This window comes from Cyanobium sp. NS01, assembly GCF_014280235.1.
GTDB lineage: Bacteria > Cyanobacteriota > Cyanobacteriia > PCC-6307 > Cyanobiaceae > NIES-981.
Window position 1 is genome coordinate 1,356,158 of record NZ_CP047940.1, and the last position, 20,567, is coordinate 1,376,724.

General features: G+C 70.4%; 22 protein-coding genes and 1 tRNA gene. 11 read left to right on the forward strand and 12 right to left on the reverse strand.

The features are described from left to right. Positions 1-31 precede the first annotated feature (31 nt). Positions 32-478: a PAM68 family protein gene (locus tag CyaNS01_RS07110; protein ID WP_186699947.1), complete on the forward strand. Its 447-nt coding sequence runs from the start codon at positions 32-34 to the stop codon at positions 476-478. On the opposite strand, the gene CyaNS01_RS07115 is transcribed toward CyaNS01_RS07110, so the two are convergent. The 9 genes from CyaNS01_RS07115 to CyaNS01_RS07155 all read right to left on the reverse strand — a co-directional run bounded on the left by CyaNS01_RS07115 (position 475) and on the right by CyaNS01_RS07155 (position 11,359). Further along, positions 475-4,011: a DNA polymerase III subunit alpha gene (locus tag CyaNS01_RS07115; protein ID WP_186700435.1), complete on the reverse strand. Its 3,537-nt coding sequence runs from the start codon at positions 4,009-4,011 to the stop codon at positions 475-477. The two genes, CyaNS01_RS07110 and CyaNS01_RS07115, sit on opposite strands and share 4 nt — an antisense overlap. 61 nt (positions 4,012-4,072) lie before the next feature. Then, positions 4,073-5,533, reverse strand: a complete 1,461-nt coding sequence (gatA, locus tag CyaNS01_RS07120; protein WP_186699948.1) for an Asp-tRNA(Asn)/Glu-tRNA(Gln) amidotransferase subunit GatA — start codon at positions 5,531-5,533, stop codon at positions 4,073-4,075. A 30-nt stretch (positions 5,534-5,563) separates the two neighbouring features. After that, the gene (locus CyaNS01_RS07125; protein ID WP_186699950.1) at positions 5,564-5,803 is read right to left on the reverse strand and encodes a DUF1816 domain-containing protein; all 240 of its coding nucleotides are present in this window, start codon (positions 5,801-5,803) and stop codon (positions 5,564-5,566) included. A 63-nt stretch (positions 5,804-5,866) separates the two neighbouring features. Continuing rightward, positions 5,867-7,558: a 23S rRNA (guanosine(2251)-2'-O)-methyltransferase RlmB gene (rlmB, locus tag CyaNS01_RS07130; protein ID WP_186699952.1), complete on the reverse strand. Its 1,692-nt coding sequence runs from the start codon at positions 7,556-7,558 to the stop codon at positions 5,867-5,869. 11 nt (positions 7,559-7,569) lie between these two features. Then, complete coding sequence (locus tag CyaNS01_RS07135) at positions 7,570-7,956, reverse strand: ribonuclease III domain-containing protein (protein ID WP_186700437.1); 387 nt, start codon at positions 7,954-7,956, stop codon at positions 7,570-7,572. A gap of 28 nt (positions 7,957-7,984) precedes the next feature. Further along, positions 7,985-8,323, reverse strand: coding sequence for an STAS domain-containing protein (locus tag CyaNS01_RS07140; protein WP_370561729.1), 339 nt, complete (start codon positions 8,321-8,323; stop codon positions 7,985-7,987). A 115-nt stretch (positions 8,324-8,438) separates the two neighbouring features. Continuing rightward, entirely contained in the window at positions 8,439-9,578 is a 1,140-nt protein-coding gene (gene carA / locus CyaNS01_RS07145) for a glutamine-hydrolyzing carbamoyl-phosphate synthase small subunit (RefSeq protein WP_186700441.1), read from the reverse strand. A gap of 164 nt (positions 9,579-9,742) precedes the next feature. Further along, positions 9,743-10,825, reverse strand: coding sequence for an anthranilate phosphoribosyltransferase (gene trpD / locus CyaNS01_RS07150; RefSeq protein WP_186699954.1), 1,083 nt, complete (start codon positions 10,823-10,825; stop codon positions 9,743-9,745). 189 nt (positions 10,826-11,014) lie between these two features. Further along, the gene (locus CyaNS01_RS07155; RefSeq protein ID WP_186699956.1) at positions 11,015-11,359 is read right to left on the reverse strand and encodes a DUF3288 family protein; all 345 of its coding nucleotides are present in this window, start codon (positions 11,357-11,359) and stop codon (positions 11,015-11,017) included. Between the two features lie 68 nt (positions 11,360-11,427). On the opposite strand from CyaNS01_RS07155, the gene CyaNS01_RS07160 reads away from it, so the two are divergent. The 7 genes from CyaNS01_RS07160 (at position 11,428) to CyaNS01_RS07190 (ending at position 15,340) form a co-directional block, all read left to right on the forward strand. Then, positions 11,428-13,221, forward strand: coding sequence for an ABC transporter ATP-binding protein (locus CyaNS01_RS07160; RefSeq protein WP_186699958.1), 1,794 nt, complete (start codon positions 11,428-11,430; stop codon positions 13,219-13,221). A gap of 117 nt (positions 13,222-13,338) precedes the next feature. Beyond that, a complete protein-coding gene (locus tag CyaNS01_RS07165) occupies positions 13,339-13,626 on the forward strand; it encodes a hypothetical protein (protein WP_186699959.1) in 288 nt (95 codons plus the stop codon). Positions 13,627-13,654: 28 nt separating this feature from the next. Then, positions 13,655-14,383: a peptide-methionine (S)-S-oxide reductase MsrA gene (gene msrA, locus CyaNS01_RS07170; RefSeq protein ID WP_186699961.1), complete on the forward strand. Its 729-nt coding sequence runs from the start codon at positions 13,655-13,657 to the stop codon at positions 14,381-14,383. 10 nt (positions 14,384-14,393) lie between these two features. Then, positions 14,394-14,693, forward strand: a complete 300-nt coding sequence (locus tag CyaNS01_RS07175; protein ID WP_186699963.1) for a hypothetical protein — start codon at positions 14,394-14,396, stop codon at positions 14,691-14,693. Positions 14,694-14,715: 22 nt separating this feature from the next. Then, the gene (locus CyaNS01_RS07180) at positions 14,716-14,898 is read left to right on the forward strand and encodes a hypothetical protein (RefSeq protein ID WP_186699965.1); all 183 of its coding nucleotides are present in this window, start codon (positions 14,716-14,718) and stop codon (positions 14,896-14,898) included. Beyond that, positions 14,895-15,251: a Rho termination factor N-terminal domain-containing protein gene (locus tag CyaNS01_RS07185; RefSeq protein WP_186699967.1), complete on the forward strand. Its 357-nt coding sequence runs from the start codon at positions 14,895-14,897 to the stop codon at positions 15,249-15,251. Before CyaNS01_RS07180 ends, CyaNS01_RS07185 begins: the two co-directional genes overlap by 4 nt. Before the next feature lie 15 nt (positions 15,252-15,266). Then, positions 15,267-15,340, forward strand: a tRNA-Pro gene (locus CyaNS01_RS07190). Here CyaNS01_RS07190 and CyaNS01_RS07195 read toward each other — a convergent pair. Further along, positions 15,322-15,684 (reverse strand): hypothetical protein, encoded by a 363-nt coding sequence (locus tag CyaNS01_RS07195; protein WP_370561734.1) that lies wholly within the window; start codon positions 15,682-15,684, stop codon positions 15,322-15,324. The genes CyaNS01_RS07190 and CyaNS01_RS07195 overlap by 19 nt on opposite strands. A 133-nt stretch (positions 15,685-15,817) precedes the next feature. Then, positions 15,818-16,714: an exonuclease domain-containing protein gene (locus tag CyaNS01_RS07200; RefSeq protein ID WP_225875882.1), complete on the reverse strand. Its 897-nt coding sequence runs from the start codon at positions 16,712-16,714 to the stop codon at positions 15,818-15,820. A gap of 92 nt (positions 16,715-16,806) precedes the next feature. On the opposite strand from CyaNS01_RS07200, the gene CyaNS01_RS07205 reads away from it, so the two are divergent. Together CyaNS01_RS07205 and CyaNS01_RS07210 are read left to right on the forward strand one after the other, a co-directional pair. Then, complete coding sequence (locus CyaNS01_RS07205) at positions 16,807-17,265, forward strand: peroxiredoxin (protein ID WP_186699969.1); 459 nt, start codon at positions 16,807-16,809, stop codon at positions 17,263-17,265. 30 nt (positions 17,266-17,295) lie between these two features. Further along, positions 17,296-18,063 (forward strand): DUF1350 family protein, encoded by a 768-nt coding sequence (locus CyaNS01_RS07210; RefSeq protein ID WP_186699970.1) that lies wholly within the window; start codon positions 17,296-17,298, stop codon positions 18,061-18,063. Positions 18,064-18,083: 20 nt separating this feature from the next. Here the strand turns inward: CyaNS01_RS07210 and acs are convergent, their stop codons facing one another. Further along, positions 18,084-20,051: an acetate--CoA ligase gene (gene acs, locus CyaNS01_RS07215; protein WP_186696502.1), complete on the reverse strand. Its 1,968-nt coding sequence runs from the start codon at positions 20,049-20,051 to the stop codon at positions 18,084-18,086. A 19-nt stretch (positions 20,052-20,070) separates the two neighbouring features. On the opposite strand from acs, the gene CyaNS01_RS07220 reads away from it, so the two are divergent. Further along, positions 20,071-20,541: a hypothetical protein gene (locus tag CyaNS01_RS07220; protein WP_186696503.1), complete on the forward strand. Its 471-nt coding sequence runs from the start codon at positions 20,071-20,073 to the stop codon at positions 20,539-20,541. Positions 20,542-20,567: the final 26 nt, after the last annotated feature.

Below are 20,567 nucleotides of genomic sequence, written 5' to 3' on the forward strand. Positions count from 1 at the left end.
GTCCAGCAGCACGCCACCGCAGAGCAAGTCCATGGCCGGTAAGGGGTTGGGAGATGACGCGGCCGCCCGCGCGAGCCGCAAGGGGTCATCCTCCGGCCGCTCCAAGCCGTCGGCTGTTCCGAGCAAGAAAGCCGCCGCGGTGCCGAGCAAGAAGGCCCCGGCCCGGGCCATTCCCGATGTGGTGGCCAATCGCATGGCACGCCGGGTGGCCATCGCCACCGGCATCCCCACCGTGATGGGCATGGGGGTGTTCGTGGGCAGCTACCTGCTGGTGAGCCGCCAGATCGCTGACATCTCCCCCGGCCTCACCCTGGCCGCCTCCGGCGGCTGCTTCCTGCTGGGGCTGGTGGGCCTGAGCTACGGCGTGCTCTCCGCCAGCTGGGAAGACCAGCCCGGCAGCCTGCTGGGCCAGGAGCAGCTGGGTCTGAACATCGGCCGTCTGCGCCAGTCGCTGCGCAGCCTGCGCAGCGGCAGCTAGGCCGCCAGCAGGGGCGCGCTGATCCGCGCCTGAAACGCCGCAGCCGTGAGCGTGTCGAGGGCGGCGGCGGGATCGGAAACGCAGAACTGGGGGCCGAGCCGCACGAAGCGCACCGCCTCCCCCTGCTGCACCAGGGCCACCACCGGCACCCGCTGGCCGGCTTCGTCCTGGGGCGGACGGTGCCGGTGCAGGCATTCGCGCAGGCGGTGCTGGATGGCGATGTCGCCGGCCTGGTCGGCGGGCAGCTCCACCATCAGCAGCTGCAGGTCATCGATCGAGCGGCAGTCATCCACGATCAGCTGCACCCGGTCATCGCGGCGATCCACCGTGGCCCACACCAGCAGGCGGGCATCCACCATCAGGTGGTCGGCCAGGCGGGCGTAGCTGCGCGGGAACACCACGGCCTCGCAGCTGCCGGTGAGGTCTTCGAGCTGCAGCACGGCCATGCGATCGCCCTTGCGGGTGTTCACCTGGCGCAGCTCCGGCACCATCACCACGGCACTCACCTTGGCCTTGTCGGCCTGCTCCTCCAGGTGGGCCAGGGCCAGCGGTGAGAGCAGTTTCACCGGCCGGGCCAGCTGCTTGAGCGGATGGTCCGAGAGGTAGAAGCCCACCAGCTCCTTCTCCAGCCGCAGCTTCTCGGTGGGGGGGTAGTCCTTCACCGGGGCGGCCTTCGGGGCCGTGCTCAGGTCGGCCCGGCCGGCGGCGGCGTCAGGGCCCGGGTCGCTGGCGCTGCCCATCAGGTCGAACAGGTTGCCCTGGCCGCTGGCCCGGTCCTTGGCCCGGGAGCTGGACCAGTCGAGCACCAGATCCAGATCGGCCATCAGCTGGGCCCGGTTGGCGGCGGGCTCCAGGGCATCGAGGGCGCCGGAGTGGATCAGGGCCTCGAGGGCGCGGCGGTTGAGCTGGTGGCCGGGGATGCGGTCGCAGAGATCGGCGAGGCCCTGGAACGGGCCGTCGCTGCTGCGGCTCTCCAGCAGCTGGCGGATGGCGCCATCGCCCAGATTGCGCACGGCGGAGAGGCCGAACAGGATGCGATCACCCACCGGCGTGAAGTCGATACCGGAGGCATTCACATCGGGGGGCATCACCTCGATGCCCATGGCATTGCAGTTGGCGATGTAGCGCTGCACCTTGTCGGAGGCGCCGGCATTCACCGTGAGCAGCGCCGCCATGTAGGCCACCGGGTAGTGGGCCTTGAGGTAGGCGGTCTGGAAGGTCACGGCGCCATAGGCCGTGGAGTGGCTCTTGTTGAAGCAGTACTCGGCGAACAGCACCATCTGCTCGAACAGGGTTTCGGCCACCCGGGGCTCCACGCCGCGATCGGTGGCCCCCTTCACAAACAGGCTCTGGTGTTTCTCCATCTCACTCTTCTTCTTCTTGCCCATCGCCCGGCGCAGCAGATCCGCCTCGCCGAGCGAATAGCCGGCCAGGTCCTGGGCGATCTTCATGATCTGCTCCTGATACACCATGATCCCGTAGGTTTCGCTCAGGATCGGCTTCAGGGCCGCGTGCACCACCTCAATCGCTTCGCGGCCGTGCTTGCGATTGATGAATTTGGGAATCAGCCCCGCATCCAGGGGGCCCGGCCGGTAGAGCGCCAGGATCGAGGAGATGTCCTCCAGGGATGAGGGCTTCAGATCGCGCACGATCTGGCGCATGCCACTCGATTCCAGCTGGAAGATGCCCTCCAGATCGCCGCGGGCCAGCAGGCTGTAGGTGGCGGGATCATCGAGGGGAAGGCGGTCGGGGTCCACCCGGGCGCCGGTGCTCTCCTCCACCAGGGCCAGGGTCTTGTCGATCATGGTGAGGTTCTTGAGGCCGAGGAAGTCCATCTTCAGCAGCCCCATCGACTCCACGTCTTCCATGAAGTACTGGGTGATCACCTGGCCGTCGTTGTTGCGCTGCAGCGGCACCAGCTGATCGAGGGGATCGGCGGCGATCACCACGCCGGCGGCGTGCACGCCGAAGGTCTTGTTGGTGCCCTCGATGCGCATCGCCATGTCCACCCAGCGGCGCACCTGCGGATCCCTCTCGTACTTCTCGCGGAATTCCGGCGCCGGCGATTCAGGGCCGATCATCTCCTTGAGCTTGGCCGGTTTGCCGCGCACCACCGGGATCAGCTTGGCCAGCCGGTCGGCGTCGCCATAGGGAATATCCAGCACCCGGGCCACGTCCTTGAGCACGGCCTTGGAGGTCATGCGGTTGAAGGTGATGATCTGGGCCACCTTGTCTTCGCCGTAGCGCTGGGTCACGTAATCGATCACCTCGCCGCGGCGCTCGATGCAGAAGTCGGTGTCGATGTCAGGCATCGACTTGCGCTCCGGGTTGAGGAACCGCTCGAACAGCAACCCATGCACCACCGGATCGATGTTGGTGATGCCCAGGGCATAGGCCACCAGGGAACCCGCCGCCGAGCCCCGTCCCGGCCCCACCGGAATGCCACTGTCGCGGGCGAAGCGGATGTAGTCCCACACCACCAGGAAATAGGTGGGGAAGCCCATCTGCTCCATCACCTGCAGCTCGAAGTGCAGCCGTTCGCCATAGGCAGGATCGAAAGGCGCCCCGGCGGCCAGCTCCAGCCGATCGCGCAGGCCCTGCTCCGCCACGCTGGTGAGATAGCTCACGGCGGTGTGGCCCTCCGGAATCGGGAAACGGGGCATCTGGTAGCGGCCCAGGATGTCGTAGTCGTCCACCTTCTCGGCCACCCGGACCGTGTTGGCCACCGCCCGCTGGATCAGCTCCGGCTCCAGGTGATCGGCGAACAGGCCGAGCATCTCGGCCTCGCTCTTGATGTATTCCGTGCCGGTGTAGCGCAGCCGCTTCTCATCGCTGATCAGCTTGCCGGTGAGCACGCACAGCAGGGCATCATGGGCCTCCACATCCCCCACGCTGAGGTAGTGGGCGTCGTTGGTGGCGATCAGCTCAATGCCCAGCTCGGCGCCGATGCGGGCGATGCCGCTGTTGACGATGCGGTCTTCAAGGCCGCCGTGGTCCTGGATCTCGAGGTAGAAGTCGTCGCCGAACACCTCCTGGTACCAGGCCGCCACCTCGCGGGCCACCTCGGGCCGGCCCCGCAGGATCGCCTGGGGGATCTCGCCGCCCAGGCAGGCCGTGGCCACGATCAGCCCCTCGCTGTGCTGGCGCAGCAGCTGCTTGTCGATGCAGGCCCTCGCGAAGATGCCCCGGCCGCGCATGCCGCGCAGGTGGCTGAGGGAGGTGAGCTTCACCAGATTGCGGTAGCCCACCGCGTTCTTGGCCAGCACCACCAGGTGATACCGCCGCTCCTTCTTGGGCGGGTTGGGATCGTCCAGAGAGCCGTTGATCACGTACATCTCATTGCCGATGATCGGCTTGATGCTGGCCTTGGCGCAGAGCTTCAGCAGTTCAATGGCGCCATACATGACGCCGTGGTCGGTGAGGGCCAGGGCCGGCATGCCCAGGGCCACGGCCCGCTCCACCATGGCCGGCAGCTGGCTGGCCCCATCCAGAAGGCTGTAGTCGCTGTGGTTGTGGAGGGGGACGAAGGCCACGGACAACCGCATCTGTGGTGGTCAGAGTAGGGCCGCACCACCAGATCTGGGGTGGTGCAGTTCAGACGGCCAGGGCCGCCTCGGGACGGCGCTCCATGACCCTGGCGGCCAGCTCGTAGTGGTGCGCCACCTGCAGCAGCAGACCCTCCTCCAGCACATTGGTGATCAGCTGCACGCCGATCGGCAGGCCGCGCTCGTCAAAGCCGCAGGGCAGGCTGATCGCCGGCAGGCCGGCCATGTTGGCCGGGATCGTGAGCAGGTCGGCCAGGTACATGGCCAGGGGGTCGTCGGTGTGGGCGCCGAAGCCGAAGGCGGTGGTGGGGGAGGTGGGGGTGAGCAGCACATCCACCGCCTCGAAGGCCCGGTCGAAGTCGCGCCGGATCAGGGTGCGCACCTGCTGGGCCTTCTTGTAGTAGGCATCCACATAGCCGGCCGAGAGGGCGTAGGTGCCGATCAGGATGCGGCGCTGCACTTCATCGCCGAAGCCCTCGGCGCGGCTGCGGGCGGTCATCTCGGCCAGGTTGGCGGCCCCTTCGGCCCGATAGCCATACTTGACGCCGTCGTAGCGGGCCAGGTTGGCCGAGGCCTCCGACGGGGCAATCACGTAGTAGGTGGCGATGCCGTCGTTGAAGCGGGGGCAGCTCACCTCCACCAGCTCGCAGCCCTGCCGCTCCAGGGTGGCGGCGGCCTCCAGCACCGACGCCTTCACCTCGGGGGCCAGGCCCTCGGCCTCCAGGCACTCGCGCACGATGCCCACCCGCAGCCCCGCCACCGGCTGCTGCAGCGCGGCGCGGTAGTCGGGCACCGGCAGGCGCAGGCAGGTGGAGTCGCGGGGATCGGGGCCGGCGATCACCTGCAGCAGTTCCGCCGCATCGGCAACGCTGCGGCTGAAGGGGCCCACCTGATCCAGGGAGCTGGCGAAGGCCACCAGCCCGTAGCGGCTGACGCGGCCGTAGGTGGGCTTCAACCCCACCACGCCGCAGAAGGAGGCGGGCTGACGGATCGAACCGCCCGTGTCGGAGCCGAGGGCACCGAGGCACTCGCCGGCGGCCACGGCGGCGGCGCTGCCACCCGAACTGCCACCAGGAACCGTCTCGGGGTTCCAGGGGTTGTGGCTGGGCCCGAAGGCGGAGGTCTCGGTGGAGCTGCCCATGGCGAACTCATCGAGATTGGTCTTGCCGACCAGCACCGCGCCGGCCTGCCAGAGCCGTTCGGTCACGGTGGACTCGTAGGGCGGCACGAAGCCCTCCAGCATGCGGCTGGAGCAGGTGGTGGCGATGCCGGCGGTGCAGAGGTTGTCCTTGATCGCCAGCGGAATCCCGGCCAGGGGCGGCAGCGGCTCGCCCGCGGCCCGGGCGGCATCGACGCGGTCGGCATCGGCCCGGGCCCGTTCAGCCGTCACGGCGAGGAAGGCCTTCACGGTGCCGTCCACCGCGTCGATCCGGGCCAGGTGGCGGTCCGTGAGCTCCCGGGCCGACACCTCGCCCCGCTCCAGCTGCCCACGCCATTCGGCGATACCCATCCAACCGCTCAGGTGCTTGCGGCGACGCTATCAGCCAACCTCAGTGAGCGGCTCGCCGCGGCGGAGGCGCAGCAGCTGCACGTCCAGGGAACCGGGCGCTTCGGCCTGCAGGTCGGCCACAAAGGCCGGCAGCCGGGCCTCGAGGCTGCTGCGCCGCAGAAAGGGGCCGAACCAGTACGTGACCTCGGGAGACTGGGTACGAACCCTTCCCCACCAGGCCAGACCCAGACCGTTGGCGCAGCTGCGCAAAGGCCAGAGCAGCAGGTTCATGCACAGAAGCCTCTCAAGCGCCCATTGTGCCCCTCCGCTGGGACGGCTCCTCCCAGACCGGGCTCAGAGGGTGATGTCGGAGCCGAAGGCCGGATCGGAGCGGGGGGAAGCGTCCGCCTGCACCAGCTCGGGAGTGGCTTGGGGCAACTCCGGAACGGGCCGCTCAGGGGGCTCGGAGCTGGGCTCAGCCATGGGCTGGGGCCCAGAGCTGGGCTCAGACAGGACTTCGGGCTGCTCCACGGAATCGGCCTGGATCAGCCCTTCTGACTCGAGCACCGACGACACCTCTGAGAGAGCCTCTGGCAAGGCTGCCGAGAGCTCCTGCGGTTCGGTCGCCTCAGGCGCAACCCACTCCAGGGCCTGTTCCTCAGCAGGAGTCGCATCGAGAGCAGAGGGCTGGGCCTCGGCGAGCGGCTGGGGCACCGGCAGCTGGGGCCGACGCAGCCGGGGCGCGGGTTGGCCCCCCTTGAGGCCCTGCATCCAGCCGCGGCGGGCCACCTCGTACAGCAACATCGCCGTGGCCACCGAGGCGTTGAGGCTGGGGGTGGCGCCCCGCAGCGGGATGCTCACCAGCTGGTCGCAATGCTTGCGGGTGAGCATCGCCAGGCCGTCGGATTCGGAACCGGTGACGATCACCAGCGGACCCTCCAGGTCGGCCTGCTCCAGGCTCACCGTGCCCTCGGACGCCAGGCCCACCACGCGGTAGCCCTCCTCCTTCAGGGTCTCGAGGGCCCGGTTGAGGTTCACCACCCGGGCTACCGGCAGGTGCTCCAGGGCGCCGGCGGCCACCTTGGCCACCGAGCCGGTCAGGCCGGCACTGCGGCGTTGGGGCAGCACCATGCCGTGGGCTCCCAGGGCCTCGGCGCTGCGGGCGATGGCGCCGAGATTGTGGGGGTCGGTGATGCCATCGAGGGCCATCAGCAAGGGCGGCTCGCCCACCGTGCGGCAGCCCTCGATCAGGGAGGTGAGGTCGAGGGTTTCGGCGGCAGCGACCTGCAGCACGATGCCCTGGTGCACGGCGCCGCCGGTGAGCTGGCCGAGCCGGGCCCAGGTGACCTCCTCCACCAGCACACCCGAGGCCTTGGCCTCCCGCAGCAACTGCAGAAAGCGTGGGCTGAAGCGCAGCTCCGGCGTGCACCAGATGCGGTGCACCGGCCGACCGCCCTCCAGGGCCGCCTGGGCTGGATGGCGGCCCCAGATCAGGTCATCTGGGGTCCTGTCCTCGCCATGGCGCTCGGCCTCCGGCAGGGGACGGGCCTGGTCGGCGTCCACCGCCACCACCCGGGCGGGGCGTTCGGAGCTTCCGGGGCGACGTGGGCCGCTATAGCTGCGGGCCGGACCACGGCTGCTGCTCTCACGGCGGGCGGGCGGGCGGCTCCAGTCGCGGCTGCCGCCGGCGGCGGCGCCGTCTCGGGGCGGCCCCTCCCGGTTCCAGCTGGAACGGCCCGCGCTGCCAGGGCGATCCGGACTGCGGCGCGAGAAGGAGCTGCGCTCCCCCTGGCTGCGGGGGCCTCCGAGCCGGCGGGCGGCCGCAGGACGGGCGCGCTCCCAGCCCGAGTCGGCTGCTCGGCTGCGACCTTCCGCCGCGTCGTCCCGGCCAGGGCGACTGCCCTCGCGGGGCCCCTCTCTGGAGCCCCCCTTGGAGCGCTCCCGGTCGCGGCCATACAGACGCCCTCCATCCCGGCCCGGGCGCGCGGCCCCTCGGCCCCCACTGCCCGTCCGCTTGTCCGGACGGCGATCAAATCGAGGGCTCATGGTCTGTGCGATCAGGGGTTGTGGTGCTGCAAGTGATCTAGCAGCACGACCAGCCGGGCCGGATCGTGCAGGAACAGCCAGCCCAGCAAGGCCTCAAAACCCGTGGCCCTGGCATAGGTGGCTGGGTCGCTGCCGCGCGGTCCGCGGCCGGCGCGGTTGCGGGCCCGGCGCACCAGATCCGCTTCCGCCGGCGTCAGCCGAGGCTCCAGCTTGGCCAGCAGCCGTGCCTGGGCTTCAGCGCGCACCTCGTCCACCACCTGCCGATGCAGATCCCTGGCCCGGCCCGGCGTGCGGCAGCGCTCCAGCCGCTGGTGCAGTTCCCACACGGCATCGCCGAGCCAGGCCAGCTGCAGCGGGCCCAGGTCTGAGTCAGGGGGGCGGGCCTGCAGATCCGCCAACCAGCTCAACCGGGCTGGGACGGCCGGCTCAGGGGGCGAGGCGCTCAAGGGCTGTGGGCAGGTCGGGCTGCAGGTGCAGGAACTCCTCGAGGCGCACCAGCTTCACGGTCTGCACCACCCGTGCATTGCCCACCACCAGGAACTGCTGCTTGTCGGTGTTGCACTGTTTGGCGAGCTGCACCAGGGCGCCGAGTCCTGAGGAATCGATGAAGTCGATGCTGCTCAGATCAACCACCAGGGGCTGGCCCGGGCTGCGGTGCTCGGCGATGAACGTGCCGAATTGCTTGTCGGAATAGGCATCCAGCTGGCCCGTGAAACGGAACAACTGACAGCGGGCCTGCTGCTCAAAGCCGCCGCGAAGAGACACCGTGAGACGCTGCAGGTCGGTGATAGCACTGCCCCCAAGACGTGACTGCGGGGAGTGTAGAGAGGTCCACCGCTCTTGCAGCAAGCCACAACAAAAGTGCGCCTGGGCTGGGGCTTCAGGCCCGGCGCTCGGCCATCAGGCCGGCGAAGCGGCCGAAGTGATGGTCGGCGTCGTGAGGGCCCGGGCTGGCCTCCGGGTGGTACTGGATGCCGAACACCGGCTGGTCGCGCAGGGCCAGAGCGGCCAGGGTGCCGTCGTTGAGGTTGAGGTGGGTGATCGACACCCGCTCCGGCGGCAGGGAGTCGGCCGCGATGGCAAAACCGTGGTTCTGGCTGGTGATCTCCACCTGGCCCGGACTGCCGCAGGGATGGTTGAGGCCCCGGTGCCCGTAGCCGAGCTTGAAGCTGCGTCCCCCCAGCGCCAGGGCCAGGATCTGGTGGCCCATGCAGATGCCGAACAGGGGCAGATCGGCCTGCTTCAGGAGGCCCGTCACCAGCTCCACGCCCGTGGTGACGGCCGCGGGGTCGCCGGGGCCATTGGAGAGGAACACCCCCTCGGGGCGGTGGGCCAGCACCTGCTCCAGGGTGGAGCTGGAGGGCAGCACGGTGACGTCGCAGCCGTGGGCCACGAGGCGATCGAGGATGGCGCGCTTGATGCCGAAATCGATCGCCACCACCCGGTAGCGCTGGTCGGGGCTGGGCTGGAGCCGCTCGTCGAAGCCGGCCTGGCAGGTGGAGGTCCAGGTGTAGGGCTCAGGGGTGCTGACCCTGGAGGCCAGATCCAGCCCCTCCATCGACGGTGCCGCCGTGATCTTGGCCAGCAGTTCCTGGGCAGAGCGGCCATCGCTGCTGATCGCCCCATTGATCGCTCCGCCTTCGCGCAGATGGCGCACCAGGGCCCGGGTGTCAACGCCACGGATGCCCACCACGCCGTGCTGCTGCAGCCAGGAGTCGAGGCTGGCCTCGGCCCGCCAGTTGCTGGCCACGGGCGCCAGCTGGCGGGCGATCACGCCGCGCACATGGGGCCGGGGGGCTTCCTGATCGGCGGCGTTGACGCCGGTGTTGCCCAGTTCGGGGTAGGTGAAGGTCACGAGCTGGCCGGAGTAGCTCGGATCGGTCATCACCTCCTGGTAACCGGTCATGCCGGTGTTGAACACCACCTCGCCGATGGCCGTGCCCACGGCGCCGAAGGCCTCACCGCGCAACAGGGTGCCGTCGGCGAGCACCAGCAGGGCCGCGCGCGGGGAAGCGGTCATGGCCTCGGGCAGAGCGGTGTCGAGAAGGGCGGTGTCGGGCACGGGCTGGCGGACGGAGGGTGGCGGGAAGCAACGGGCGCAGCGGAAGCGTTCTCCCTGCATCGATCATGCCCTGGGTCACCACCGCCGCCGGTGTGCATGGGCACTTCAGGGCTCAGCGGGGCTCAGCCCGGTGCCAGGGCCTCCTGCAGGGCCTCGAGGCTGCGCCAGGCGGCGCCGTCGGCCAGCGCCCGCCGGGCCGGTTCACAGCCCGCTGCCGGGGTCTCGCTCAGGCCGGCCGCCCACAGCACCAGGGCGGCATTGAGAACCACCACATCGCGCTGGGGCTGGCTGCCCCGGCCCTGCAGCACCGCTTCGAGAATGGCCCGGTTGGTGGCCAGATCGCCACCCGCCAGCGCCGTGATCGGGGCGCTGGCCATGCCGAGCGCTTCCGGGTCGAGCCACTCATGGCGCACCTGGCCGTCTTCCACCAGCCGCAGGTCATTCACCCCGGCCAGGGAGGCCTCATCGAGCCCGCCGGCCCCATGCACCACCACGGCCCGGCGCAGGCCGAGGCGGGCCAGGGCGCCGGCCATCGGGTCGAGCAGGTCGGCGCGGGCCACCCCCAGCACCTGGGCCTGCGGCCGCAGCGGATTCACCAGGGGCCCCAGCAGGTTGAACACGGTGCGCACCCCCAGGCTGCGGCGCAGGGGGGCCAGACCCACCAGGGCGGGGTGCCAGCCGGGGGCAAACAGAAAGGTGAGTCCGGCCCGGGGCAGGGCGGCCAGCACCTGCTCCTGCGGCGCCTGCAGGTGGATGCCCAGGGCCTCCAGCACGTCCGCCGAGCCGACCCGACCACTGGCGCTGCGGTTGCCGTGCTTGGCCACGGCCGCACCGCAGGCGGCGGCCACGAAGGCCACCGCGGTGGAGATGTTGAAGCTGTCGGCGCCGTCGCCACCGGTGCCGCAGGTGTCCACCAGCGCCAGGGCCGGCCGCGGCAGCTGCAGGGCGCAGGCCTCCAGCAGCACCTCAGCCATCGCCGCCAGTTCCTCCGCCTCCACCCCCTTGGCCCGCAGGGCGGCCAGCAGGGCGCCGGTGAGCACCGCTGGTATCTGCTCATCCAGCCAGCCGCGCATCAGGGCCGTGGCCTGCTGCGCCGACAGGGCCTCGCCGGCCAGCAGCTGCTCCAGCAAAGCGCTCCAGGCGGCCGGGCTGCCCGACGCAGCGGAACCGGAAGACGGACTGGCAGGAGGGGGAGTGGCGGCCATGGCTGGGCAGAAATCGGCAAGAAAAAGCCCGGGTGCAGAGCACTCCGGGCCGGGTGATGGGGACCCACCCACTATCACCCGAAGCGGGGCTCTCCGGGACACACCCATGCCGCAACATGCTCAGCCCAGGACCAGCTGACAGGCGAACAGGCCCTCGGGCCGAGCCGTGAGCACCTGGGGCCAGGGGCCTCAGCTCTCTTGGGCGGAGGTGTCAAAGCCCGATCCCACGGCCTCGCCGCCGCTGGGCGATGGCCGGAAGTCGGCGGCCCAGATGGCGCGGGTGCGCTCGTGCAGGGCGGCACGGCTGAGCGTCCAGAAGCGCAGCACCTTGGCCAGGTCGTCCTGGATGTCCTGGGCACCCGGAAACCCTTCGTAACGCATCAGCAACCGGGCCGCATCCACCAGATCCGCATCGGTTGGTTCGGCGGCCGCCAGCAGCCGATCCACCACCACCCGATCGAGGGCATGGAGGGGATGGCTCTGGGGCTGGGGCGCATCGGCAGCGGCAGCGCCACCGGGAGAGGGCTGGGGCATGGGGGAGGAGGCAGGCGCGGGGTGCATGGCCGCGATCCCTAGGTTGGTCCCACTTTGGCGAAGGCCGCGTGGGCGGGTTCCGGCTCGATCTGATCAGGCGCTATCTGCGGCCCCACCGGCGCACCGTGCTGATCGGGGCGGCCGCCCTGGTGGTGGTGAACCTGCTGAGCGTGAGCATTCCGCTGCTGGTGCGCGGCGTGATCGACGACCTCCAGGACGGCTTCGCCCTGCGCGATGTGTACCTGCAGGCCGCCCTGATCATGGCCCTGGCCACGGCCATGGGCGCCGTGCGGCTCTATTCGAGGGTGCTGGTGTTCGGGGTGGGGCGCCAGGTGGAGGCCGACCTCAAGCAGCAGATCTTCGACCACCTGCTGCTGCAGGAGCCCGGCTGGGTGCAGAGCACCGGCAGCGGCGAGGTGATCAGCCGCGCCACCAGTGACGTGGAGAACGTGCGCCGCCTGCTCGGCTTCGCCGTGCTCAGCCTCACCAACACCGCCCTGGCCTACGCCCTCACCCTGCCGGCGATGCTGAGCATCGACCCCTGGCTGAGCCTGGCGGCCGTGGGGCTCTACCCGCTGATGCTGATCACGGTGCGCCTGTTCGGCGGCCGCATGATGCGCCAGCAGCGCCGCCAGCAGGAGGCCCTGGCCGGCCTGAGCGATCTGATCCAGGAAGACCTCTCCGGCATCAGCGCCATCAAGATCTACGGCCAGGAGGCCACCGAACAGGAGGCCTTCGCCTGGCGCAACCGCCTCTACCGCGATGCCGCCCTGGGCCTGGCCCGCACCCGCAGCACCCTCTTCCCCCTGCTGGAGGGCATCTCCTCGATCAGCCTGCTGCTGCTGCTGGCCCTGGGCAGTGGCCAGCTGGAGAGCGGCCGGCTCAGCATCGGCAACCTGGTGGCCCTGATCCTGTTCGTGGAGCGGCTGGTGTTCCCCACCGCCCTGCTGGGCTTCACCCTCAACACCTTCCAGACCGGGCAGGTGAGCCTGGAGCGGGTGGAGGACCTGCTGCGCCGCAAGCCCCTGGTGGAGTCGCCCCCCGATCCGGTGCCCTTCCGGGGCCGCGGACGCGGCGCCGTCGAGGCACGCGGCCTCACCGTGCGCTATCCGGGGGCCGTGCGGCCCGCCCTGGTGGACGTGAGCTTCCGGATCCGGCCCGGCGAGCTGGTGGCAGTGGTGGGGCCGGTGGGTTGCGGCAAGACATCCCTGGCCCGCGCCCTGGGCCGGATGGTGGAGGTGGACCCCGGCGAGCTCTGGATCGATGGCTACGACATCACCAGCCTGAGCCTCAGCGACCTGCGCCGGCAGGTGGCCCTGGTACCCCAGGAGGGCTACCTGTTCACCGCCAGCCTGGCCGACAACCTGCGCTACGGCGAACCCCAGGCGCCGCTGCAGGCGGTGGAGCAGGCCGCCCGCGACGCCCGGCTGGAGGGCGACATCAAGGCCTTCCCCGACGGCTACCGCACCCTGGTGGGCGAGCGGGGCATCACCCTCAGCGGCGGCCAGCGCCAGCGCACAGCCCTGGGCCGCGCCCTGCTGGTGGATGCGCCGCTGCTGGTGCTCGATGACGCCCTGGCCAGCGTGGACAACACCACCGCGGCCGAGATCCTGCGCACCATCCGCCGGGGGCAGCAGGGGGGCGGCGGCACCAGTGGGGTCACCGGTGGCGTCACCGACCGCACGATCCTGATGATCAGCCACCAGCTCTCGGCGGCGGCTGCCTGTGATCGGATCCTGGTGCTGGAGCAGGGCCGCCTGGTGCAGGAGGGCCATCACGACGCCCTGCTGGCCCAGCCCGGCACCTACCGGCGGCTGTGGGCCCGCGAACAGGCCTCCGAGCAGCTGCGCGCCGCCGGCTGAGGCCCGCTGCTCAGGGGTCAGGGGGTCTTGTCCAAACAGTTGTTGAGCACCACGGCCAGGTCCCCCGGAGCTGGCTTGAGTGGGGTGGGACCTTCTGCCCCTCGCCCCCACCCCGCCATGTCGTCCGCCAGCAGCCTGCAACCCCGGCTCGACACCCAGGCCTACGCCCTGCGTTGCACCCTCACCTTCGGGGACATCTACGGCCAGATCCTGATCTGGATGGCGGTGATCTTCGCCAGCCTGGCGGCGGGCCTGGCCCTGATGGGGGCCAGCAAACCGATCGTGGCCCTGGTGGGAGTGGGCCTGATCCTGGTGCTGTCGCTGCCGTTCCTGCTGTTCGCCTTCACCACCACCCTGCTCAACCACATCGCCCTGGAGCCGAGGCCGGCCGCCCCCTCACCCTGACTAGGCTGAAACCAGTTGCCTGAAGCCGTTGTTCGGCCTCTTCCAGAAGCCCGACTCCTCCACCAGCAGCCAGCAGCCGGGGGTCCAGCAGGAGCGGCTGCATGCCGTTCTGGGCACCCCCATTGACGCCCCCGCGGCCGACGGTCAGCAGGAGGTGTTCTTCGGCTGCGGCTGCTTCTGGGGAGCGGAGAAGGGGTTCTGGCGCCTGCCCGGGGTGGTCACCACCGCCGTGGGCTATGCCGGTGGCTCCCTCACAGACCCCAGCTACCAGCAGGTGTGCTCGGGCCGCAGCGGCCACAGCGAAGTGGTGCGGGTGGTGTGGGAGTCCAGCGCCATCGGCTTTGCCGACCTGCTCAAGCTCTTCTGGGAATGCCACGACCCCACCCAGGGCGATCGCCAGGGCAACGACCGCGGCTCCCAGTACCGCTCGGCCCTCTTCGTGACCAGCGCCGCGCAGCTGCAGCTGGCCGAGGCCAGCCGTGAGAGCTACCAGGCTCTGCTCAGCGCCGCCGGCCTGGGCACGATCACCACCGAACTGCGTCAGGACGTTCCCTTCTGGCCCGCCGAGACCTACCACCAGCAGTACCTGGCCAAACCCGGCAGCAGGCCCTACTGCTCGGCCCAGCCCACCGGCGTGCCGCTGGGGGCGTTCGTGGACGCCGACTACAGGCTTGACCCCAGGGTCTGGCAGGCCTACGACTGGTCGATCAGCCACTGCGTGCTGCGGGGCGACAACGCGCCCATCCGCCTCGACTGATCCCGCCCTGATGTCCAGCCTGCTGCTGTCGTCGATGCTGCTGTTGAGCCAGTTCTCCCCCTGGTGGGAGAACTACGACAGCACCGAGAGTTTCATCTGCCCGAACAAGGGCCGGGTGCTGGTGGAACGCAACGACTCCCAGGCCTCGCTGATCAGCGGCGGCACCCGGGCCACCTTCTTCAGGGAGTCGTCCCAGCTGCCGGGCCTGCGCTACCGCAACCGCAGCCGCACCCTGATCCTGCGGGGCGACATCCTCACCCTCGAGCAGCTGCCCAGCCGCATTGACTGCACCCGCACCGAGCGGGTCTGAGCCCACCTCTGCCCCTGAGCCCATGACCCCCCTGCCGGACCGTGTCGTGATCGTGGCCGTGGTCAGCACCATCGGGGTGTGCTTTGCCCTGGTGCTCTGGACCGTGAAGCTCAATCCCCGCCTCGAGCTGCCGATGCAGTGGCGAGACGCCCCAGCCGCCGAGAGCCCGGCCTGGCCGACCGGCGACCGCGGCCGGCTGCTGTGACCCCTGCCCCCGACCCCCAGCAGACCGAGCAGGAGAGAGGCGAGCGCCAGCTGCACCCCCTGCCGCGGGGGCTGGTGGAGCTCTACGGCCTGCTGGCGGTGCTGTTCGTGCTGGTGCCCGAGTGGATGGCCGGCAGCGTGCTGAGCGGCTTCCGCGACCAGCGCAGCGGGCAGCTGCTGGCTCCGGCCTCCGCAGCCTGGAGGCGGCTGCCGGAACTGCGGCTGGCCGGCATGTCCCTGGCGGAGCTGAGGCTGCTGGCTCGGCAACTCCGCCTTCCCGGCTACGCGGGGCTGTCGCGCCAGCAGCTCGCGGCCCGGCTGCTGAGGCGGCTGAGAAGGCGCAAAGCGCTGTGATAGCTTCTGTTCTGCCGGGGCGTAGCGCAGCTTGGTAGCGCACCACTTTGGGGTAGTGGGGGTCGTGGGTTCAAATCCCGCCGCTCCGATTCAACCGGCCCCTTGAGGGCCCAGCCTGAGCCCGCTCAGCTGTGATGTCTTCCTCCGCCGGCTTCCCCAGCCGGCTTTTTGCTGGGCTGGGCACCAGGCGGGTGCGCACCCTGAAACCCACCAGCCAGCGGTTCACCCGGCCGCGCAGCAGGCCGGGCACCTCCTCGTGCAGCTGGCCCAGTTCCTGGGCGGCCAGGCGATGCAGCGCCCGCACATCCACGCGCCAGAGCCCTTCGGCTTCCCGGATCAGCCGGGCCCAGGAGCGGCTCACCTGCCAGCGGTTGAGCCGCAGCCGCGGCGAAGGCCTGCCGGCCCGGCGGCAGGGTCGATAGGGCATGACCATCGGTTGAACAACCCTGATAGCCCCAGGATGCAGAGCGCGCTGCGGCTGAGGCCGGAACCCACCGCTGCGCTTCAACCACTGGAAGCAAAACGGTGCAGGCGGCCCATCAGGAGGCCGGGCAACAGGCTGGCCATCAGGCCGCGGCGCTGCCCTCCGCCACGGGCTCCACGGCAAAGGGCAGGGCCATGGCCTCCCGGGCACTCAGGCGCCGCGTCCAGGCGCCGGCCACGGGGTTGTTCCAGCGGAATCCGGCCTGCTTGGCCTGATGACGTTCCGCATAGGGCAGCTGGGCCCGGAACAGCTGCCTCGGTTCCAGGGCTGCCTCGAGCAGGGGCTCCAGATCGTCGCAGCGGGCGAACACCTCCGCCAGGTAGATGCAGTCGGTGAGCGCCCGGTGGGCGGCCCACACCGGCACCCCATAGGCGAGGGCCAGATCGCGCACCGAGGGGCTGGGCCGCAGCTGACGCTCGGCCGGCCAGCGGATATCGTCCATGGAGCAGATCCAGGGCAGCGCCAGCTCCGGCAGCTCCTGACGGCCAAACCACTGCCGATCGAAGCGGGCGTTGTGGGCCAGGGCCGCATCGGCGTGGGCCGCCATCGCTTCGAAGCAGGCCAGGCCCTGCCGCCAGGGCTGGGGCAGCCGGGTGATGGCCGGGGCGATGCCATTGATCGCCTCGGCCGGATTGCTGTGGGCCGGCAGCAGGAAAGACACCTGGTTGAGCACAGCCCGGCCGCTCACGTGAAACAGAATGGCCCCCACCTCGAGGCAGACGTGCTCGCGGGGATCCAGCCCGCTGGTTTCGGTGTCAAGGATCAGCAGAAACTCGGGCACAGCCCGCTGTTCCCCTGAAGGCCCTCGGTCCAGTTGCGGTTCGGGTTCGGGTTCGGCGCTCGGCAGCAGCTGCAGCTCGGCCTCAGGGCCCCGAGCTGGTGTGGGCTCAGGCTCTGCGCAAGCGGGAGCAGCCAGCAGACTCCCCAGCAGGTCCTGCTGCTGCCACAGGCTGTCCTGTTCCGGAGGAGGTCCACTCACAGGGCTGGCGGTCGCGCCCCTCCATCCTCCCAGCCCCGGCAAGCGATGAGCCCCTGCCGCTGCTTAGGGTCTGGGCACCACGACTGCTGACCATGGGTGTTGCCGTCGGCGATCGGGCCCCCCTGATCGCCCTCCCCGACCAGAGCGGCTGCGAGCGGCGCAGCGACCAGCTGGGGGGCCGGGCCCTGGTGCTGTTCTTCTACCCCAAGGACGACACCCCTGGCTGCACCATGGAGGCCTGTGCCTTCCGCGACAGCTTCGCCGACCTGCAGGCCCTCGGCGCCGAGGTGTGGGGCGTGAGTGGCGATGACGCCGCCAGCCACAGCCGCTTCGCCCAGCGCCACAACCTCCCCTACCCGCTGCTGGTGGATCAGGGCAATGCCCTGCGCAAGGCCTACGGGGTACCGAGCGTGCTGGGCCTGCTGCCCGGCCGGGTCACCTATGTGATCGATGGGGCGGGGGTGGTGCGCCACCAGTTCAACAACCTGCTCGATGGCCCAGCCCATCGCCGCGAGGCCCTGCAGGCCCTGCAGGCGCTGCAGCCGACCTAGAGAGCCCACCACCGACACGGAGCGAGCGCCATGGCGCCCTGGCAACAACGGGACAAGCTCTGGTGCCTGGAGCCGGCGGGCAGGCCCCGCGGTCTGATCGAGTTCATCGGGGGCAGCTATCTGGCCGCCAGCCCCCAGCTCAGCTATCGCCGCCTGCTGGAGGCCCTGGCCGCCCAGGGCTGGCGGGTGCATGCCTGGAGCTACGTGCCGGGCTTCGACCACCAGGCCCAGGCCAATCAGGCCTGGCGCCTGTTTCGGCTCAGCCGGGCCGGCGACGGCGCCCTGCTGGAATCGGCGGCGGCGGCCCGGCTGCCGGTGCTGCGCCTGGGCCACAGCCTCGGCTGCAAGCTGCACCTGCTGGCGCCGGATGGCGGCCGCCGCAACGCCGCTCTGGTGGCCCTGAGCTTCAACAACTTCTCAGCCGAGCGCTCCGTGCCGCTGCTGGCGGAACTCGGCCAGCAGCTGCGCTTCCGCAGTGAGTTCAGCCCCTCGCCGGAGCAGACGCTGAGCCAGATCAGCGCCACCTATCTGCAGCCCCACAACCTGCTGGTGCGCTTCAGCCGCGACGGCATCGACCAGAGCAGCCGCCTGCTGGGGGTGTTGCAGGCCCGTGCCGGCGACGACTCCACTCTGCTGGAGCTGCCCGGCGACCACCTGACGCCGGCCAGCGGTGGCCTGCGCAAGCAGGTGCTCGGGGCCTGGGCCGATGATCCGGCCCGCCAGCGGGGCATGGAGCGGCTGGTGGGGCAGATCAGCAGCTGGAGTGACGCCGTGGCCACCCGCCTGGCGCGAAGCTGAGGGCCTATCGGCCCGGAGCCTCACACCCGCAGCTGATCGAGCACGGAGCGGTCCTCCAGGGTGGAGGTGTCGCCACTCACCTCCTGGCCCGCCGCCAGGGAGCGCAGGATGCGCCGCATGATCTTGCCGCTGCGGGTCTTGGGAAGGGCATCGCTGAAGCGGATGTCATCGGGGCGGGCGATCGGGCCGATTTCCTGGCCCACGTGGGCGCGCAGCTCAGCCACCAGGGCCTGGTCGCCGGCGCGCCCGCTTTCGAGGGTCACGAAGGCCACCACCCCCTCGCCCTTGAGGTCATCGGGCCGGCCCACCACGGCGGCTTCCGCCACGGCCGGATGGCTCACCAGGGCCGATTCGATCTCCATCGTGCCCAGGCGGTGACCGCTCACATTGATCACGTCATCGACGCGGCCCATCACCCAGAAGTAGCCGTCGGCATCGCGGCGGGCACCGTCGCCAGCGAAGTAGAGCCAGGAGCCGTCGGCCGGGCGGATCTCCTCCCAGTAGCTCCTGCGGAAGCGCTCCGGGTCGCCGTGGACCGTGCGCATCATCCCCGGCCAGGGGCGCCGCACCGCCAGGTAGCCGCCGGCATCGGCGGGCTGAGACACCCCCTCATGGTCCACCACATCGGCCACGATGCCCGGCAGGGGCAGGGTGCAGGAGCCGGGCTTGGTGGGGGTGGCCCCCGGCAGCGGGCTCACCATCACCCCACCGGTCTCGGTCTGCCACCAGGTGTCCACCACCGGGCAGCGGTTGCCGCCGATCACCTCCCGATACCACATCCAGGCCTCGGGGTTGATCGGCTCGCCCACCGTGCCGAGGATCCTGAGGCTGCTCATGTCGTGCTGATCGGGCACCTCGCGTCCGCTCTTCATGAAGGCCCGGATCGCCGTGGGGGCCGTGTAAAAGAGGGTCACCCGGTGCTTCTCGATCACCTCCCAGAAGGCACCCGGCTTGGAAGGACGCGGTGCCCCCTCGTACATCACCGTGGTGGCGCCGTTGGAGAGGGGCCCGTAGACGATGTAGCTGTGGCCCGTGATCCAGCCCACATCGGCGGTGCACCAGTGGATGTCGTCCTCGCGCAGGTCGAAGATCCACTGGAAGGTGAGATGGGCCCAGAGGTTGTAGCCGGCGGTGGTGTGTACCACCCCCTTGGGCTTGCCGGTGGAGCCGGAGGTGTAGAGCACGAACAGCCGGTCTTCGCTGGCCATCGGCTCGGCCGGGCAGCTGTCGGCCTGGGGATCCACCAGCTCCTGCCACCATTCATCCCGCCCCGGCTCCATGGCGCAGTTCTCGCCCGTGCGCCGCACCACCAGCACATGCTCAACGCTGGGGGCGGCACCGCCCGCCAGGGCCGCATCCACCGCCGGCTTGAGGGCCACGGGCTTGTCCTTGCGGAAGCCGCCGTCGGCGGTGATCACCAGCTTCACGTCGCCGTCGATCAGCCGGTCGCGCAGGGCCTCGGCCGAGAACCCCCCGAACACCACCGAATGGGGTGCCCCGATGCGAGCGCAGGCCAGCATGGCGATGGCCGCCTCCGGCACCATCGGCATGTACAGGGCCACCAGATCGCCCTTGCCGATGCCGAGGGCCTTGAGGGCATTGGCCGCCCGGCACACCGCCCCATGCAGCTCGCGGTAGCTGAAGCGGCGGGTATCGCCGGGCTCTCCCTCCCAGATCAGGGCCGTCTTGTCGGCCCGGGGCCCCGCCAGGTGGCGGTCGAGGCAGTTGTAGCTGAGGTTGGTGCGGCCACCCTCGAACCAGCGGGCAAAGGGCGGATCGCTCCAGTCGAGCACCGTGTGGAACGGCTCGAACCAGTGCAGGTGCTCGCGGGCCTGCCGGCCCCAGAAGCCATCCGGATCCGCCTCCACCTCGGCCACGAGATCGCGGTAGGCCTGCATGGAACCGATCCCAGCGCTGGCGGCCAGCTCTGCCGGCGGCGCAAAGACCCGCTCCTCGTGGAGCACCGATTCGATCGTGACCTCAGACATCGCCATGGCAGCAGTCAGGATGCATTCTGAGCTGCGACGCCCCGACCCAGAGGAACAGCCACTGCCACCAGCAGGATCCACTGAAGCGGCCAGTGCCCACCCTTACCAGGCCCGCGGCATTGTGTATTCCACCTACGGCAACCATGCCGTGAGCGGGCACGCCTGGGGGTTCTGGTACCTCCGCACCAGCAAGAGGGTGTGGTTCCGGGTGGATCGCGGGGCGGTGAAAGGTCTGCAGCCCGTGTTCACCTACAACGGCCGGGTCATCCTGCACAGGAGCGAGCTGGCCAGGGGCCCGGCCCAGTCTTCCCAGGGCAGCGGCCCACCCGTGGTCTGGGGGCACTACCTCGGCAGCGACTGGGCCGAGGGTCCCAAGAACACCCAGCTCTCTCTACTGATCTGGACCCGCTGGAGCTGGCTCCACCCCGAGGCCTGTGGCCAGCCGGGGCGGTTTGCAGTGTCGTTCAGCCGGCCGGCGCCAGCGCCGTGAGGGCAACCCCCCTGAGAGAATGGCGC

Bases quoted from the DNA above. Each gene is read 5' to 3' on its own strand.
- CyaNS01_RS07110 (WP_186699947.1), top strand. From the start codon at position 32: ATGGCCGGTAAGGGGTTGGGAGATGACGCGGCCGCCCGCGCGAGCCGC.
- gatA (WP_186699948.1), bottom strand. From the start codon at position 5,533: ATGGGTATCGCCGAATGGCGTGGGCAGCTGGAGCGGGGCGAGGTGTCG.
- CyaNS01_RS07125 (WP_186699950.1), bottom strand. From the start codon at position 5,803: ATGAACCTGCTGCTCTGGCCTTTGCGCAGCTGCGCCAACGGTCTGGGT.
- rlmB (WP_186699952.1), bottom strand. From the start codon at position 7,558: ATGAGCCCTCGATTTGATCGCCGTCCGGACAAGCGGACGGGCAGTGGG.
- carA (WP_186700441.1), bottom strand. From the start codon at position 9,578: ATGACCGCTTCCCCGCGCGCGGCCCTGCTGGTGCTCGCCGACGGCACC.
- trpD (WP_186699954.1), bottom strand. From the start codon at position 10,825: ATGGCCGCCACTCCCCCTCCTGCCAGTCCGTCTTCCGGTTCCGCTGCG.
- CyaNS01_RS07155 (WP_186699956.1), bottom strand. From the start codon at position 11,359: ATGCCCCAGCCCTCTCCCGGTGGCGCTGCCGCTGCCGATGCGCCCCAG.
- CyaNS01_RS07165 (WP_186699959.1), top strand. From the start codon at position 13,339: ATGTCGTCCGCCAGCAGCCTGCAACCCCGGCTCGACACCCAGGCCTAC.
- CyaNS01_RS07175 (WP_186699963.1), top strand. From the start codon at position 14,394: ATGTCCAGCCTGCTGCTGTCGTCGATGCTGCTGTTGAGCCAGTTCTCC.
- CyaNS01_RS07180 (WP_186699965.1), top strand. From the start codon at position 14,716: ATGACCCCCCTGCCGGACCGTGTCGTGATCGTGGCCGTGGTCAGCACC.
- CyaNS01_RS07195 (WP_370561734.1), bottom strand. From the start codon at position 15,684: ATGGTCATGCCCTATCGACCCTGCCGCCGGGCCGGCAGGCCTTCGCCG.
- CyaNS01_RS07205 (WP_186699969.1), top strand. From the start codon at position 16,807: ATGGGTGTTGCCGTCGGCGATCGGGCCCCCCTGATCGCCCTCCCCGAC.
- CyaNS01_RS07210 (WP_186699970.1), top strand. From the start codon at position 17,296: ATGGCGCCCTGGCAACAACGGGACAAGCTCTGGTGCCTGGAGCCGGCG.
- acs (WP_186696502.1), bottom strand. From the start codon at position 20,051: ATGTCTGAGGTCACGATCGAATCGGTGCTCCACGAGGAGCGGGTCTTT.
- CyaNS01_RS07220 (WP_186696503.1), top strand. From the start codon at position 20,071: ATGCATTCTGAGCTGCGACGCCCCGACCCAGAGGAACAGCCACTGCCA.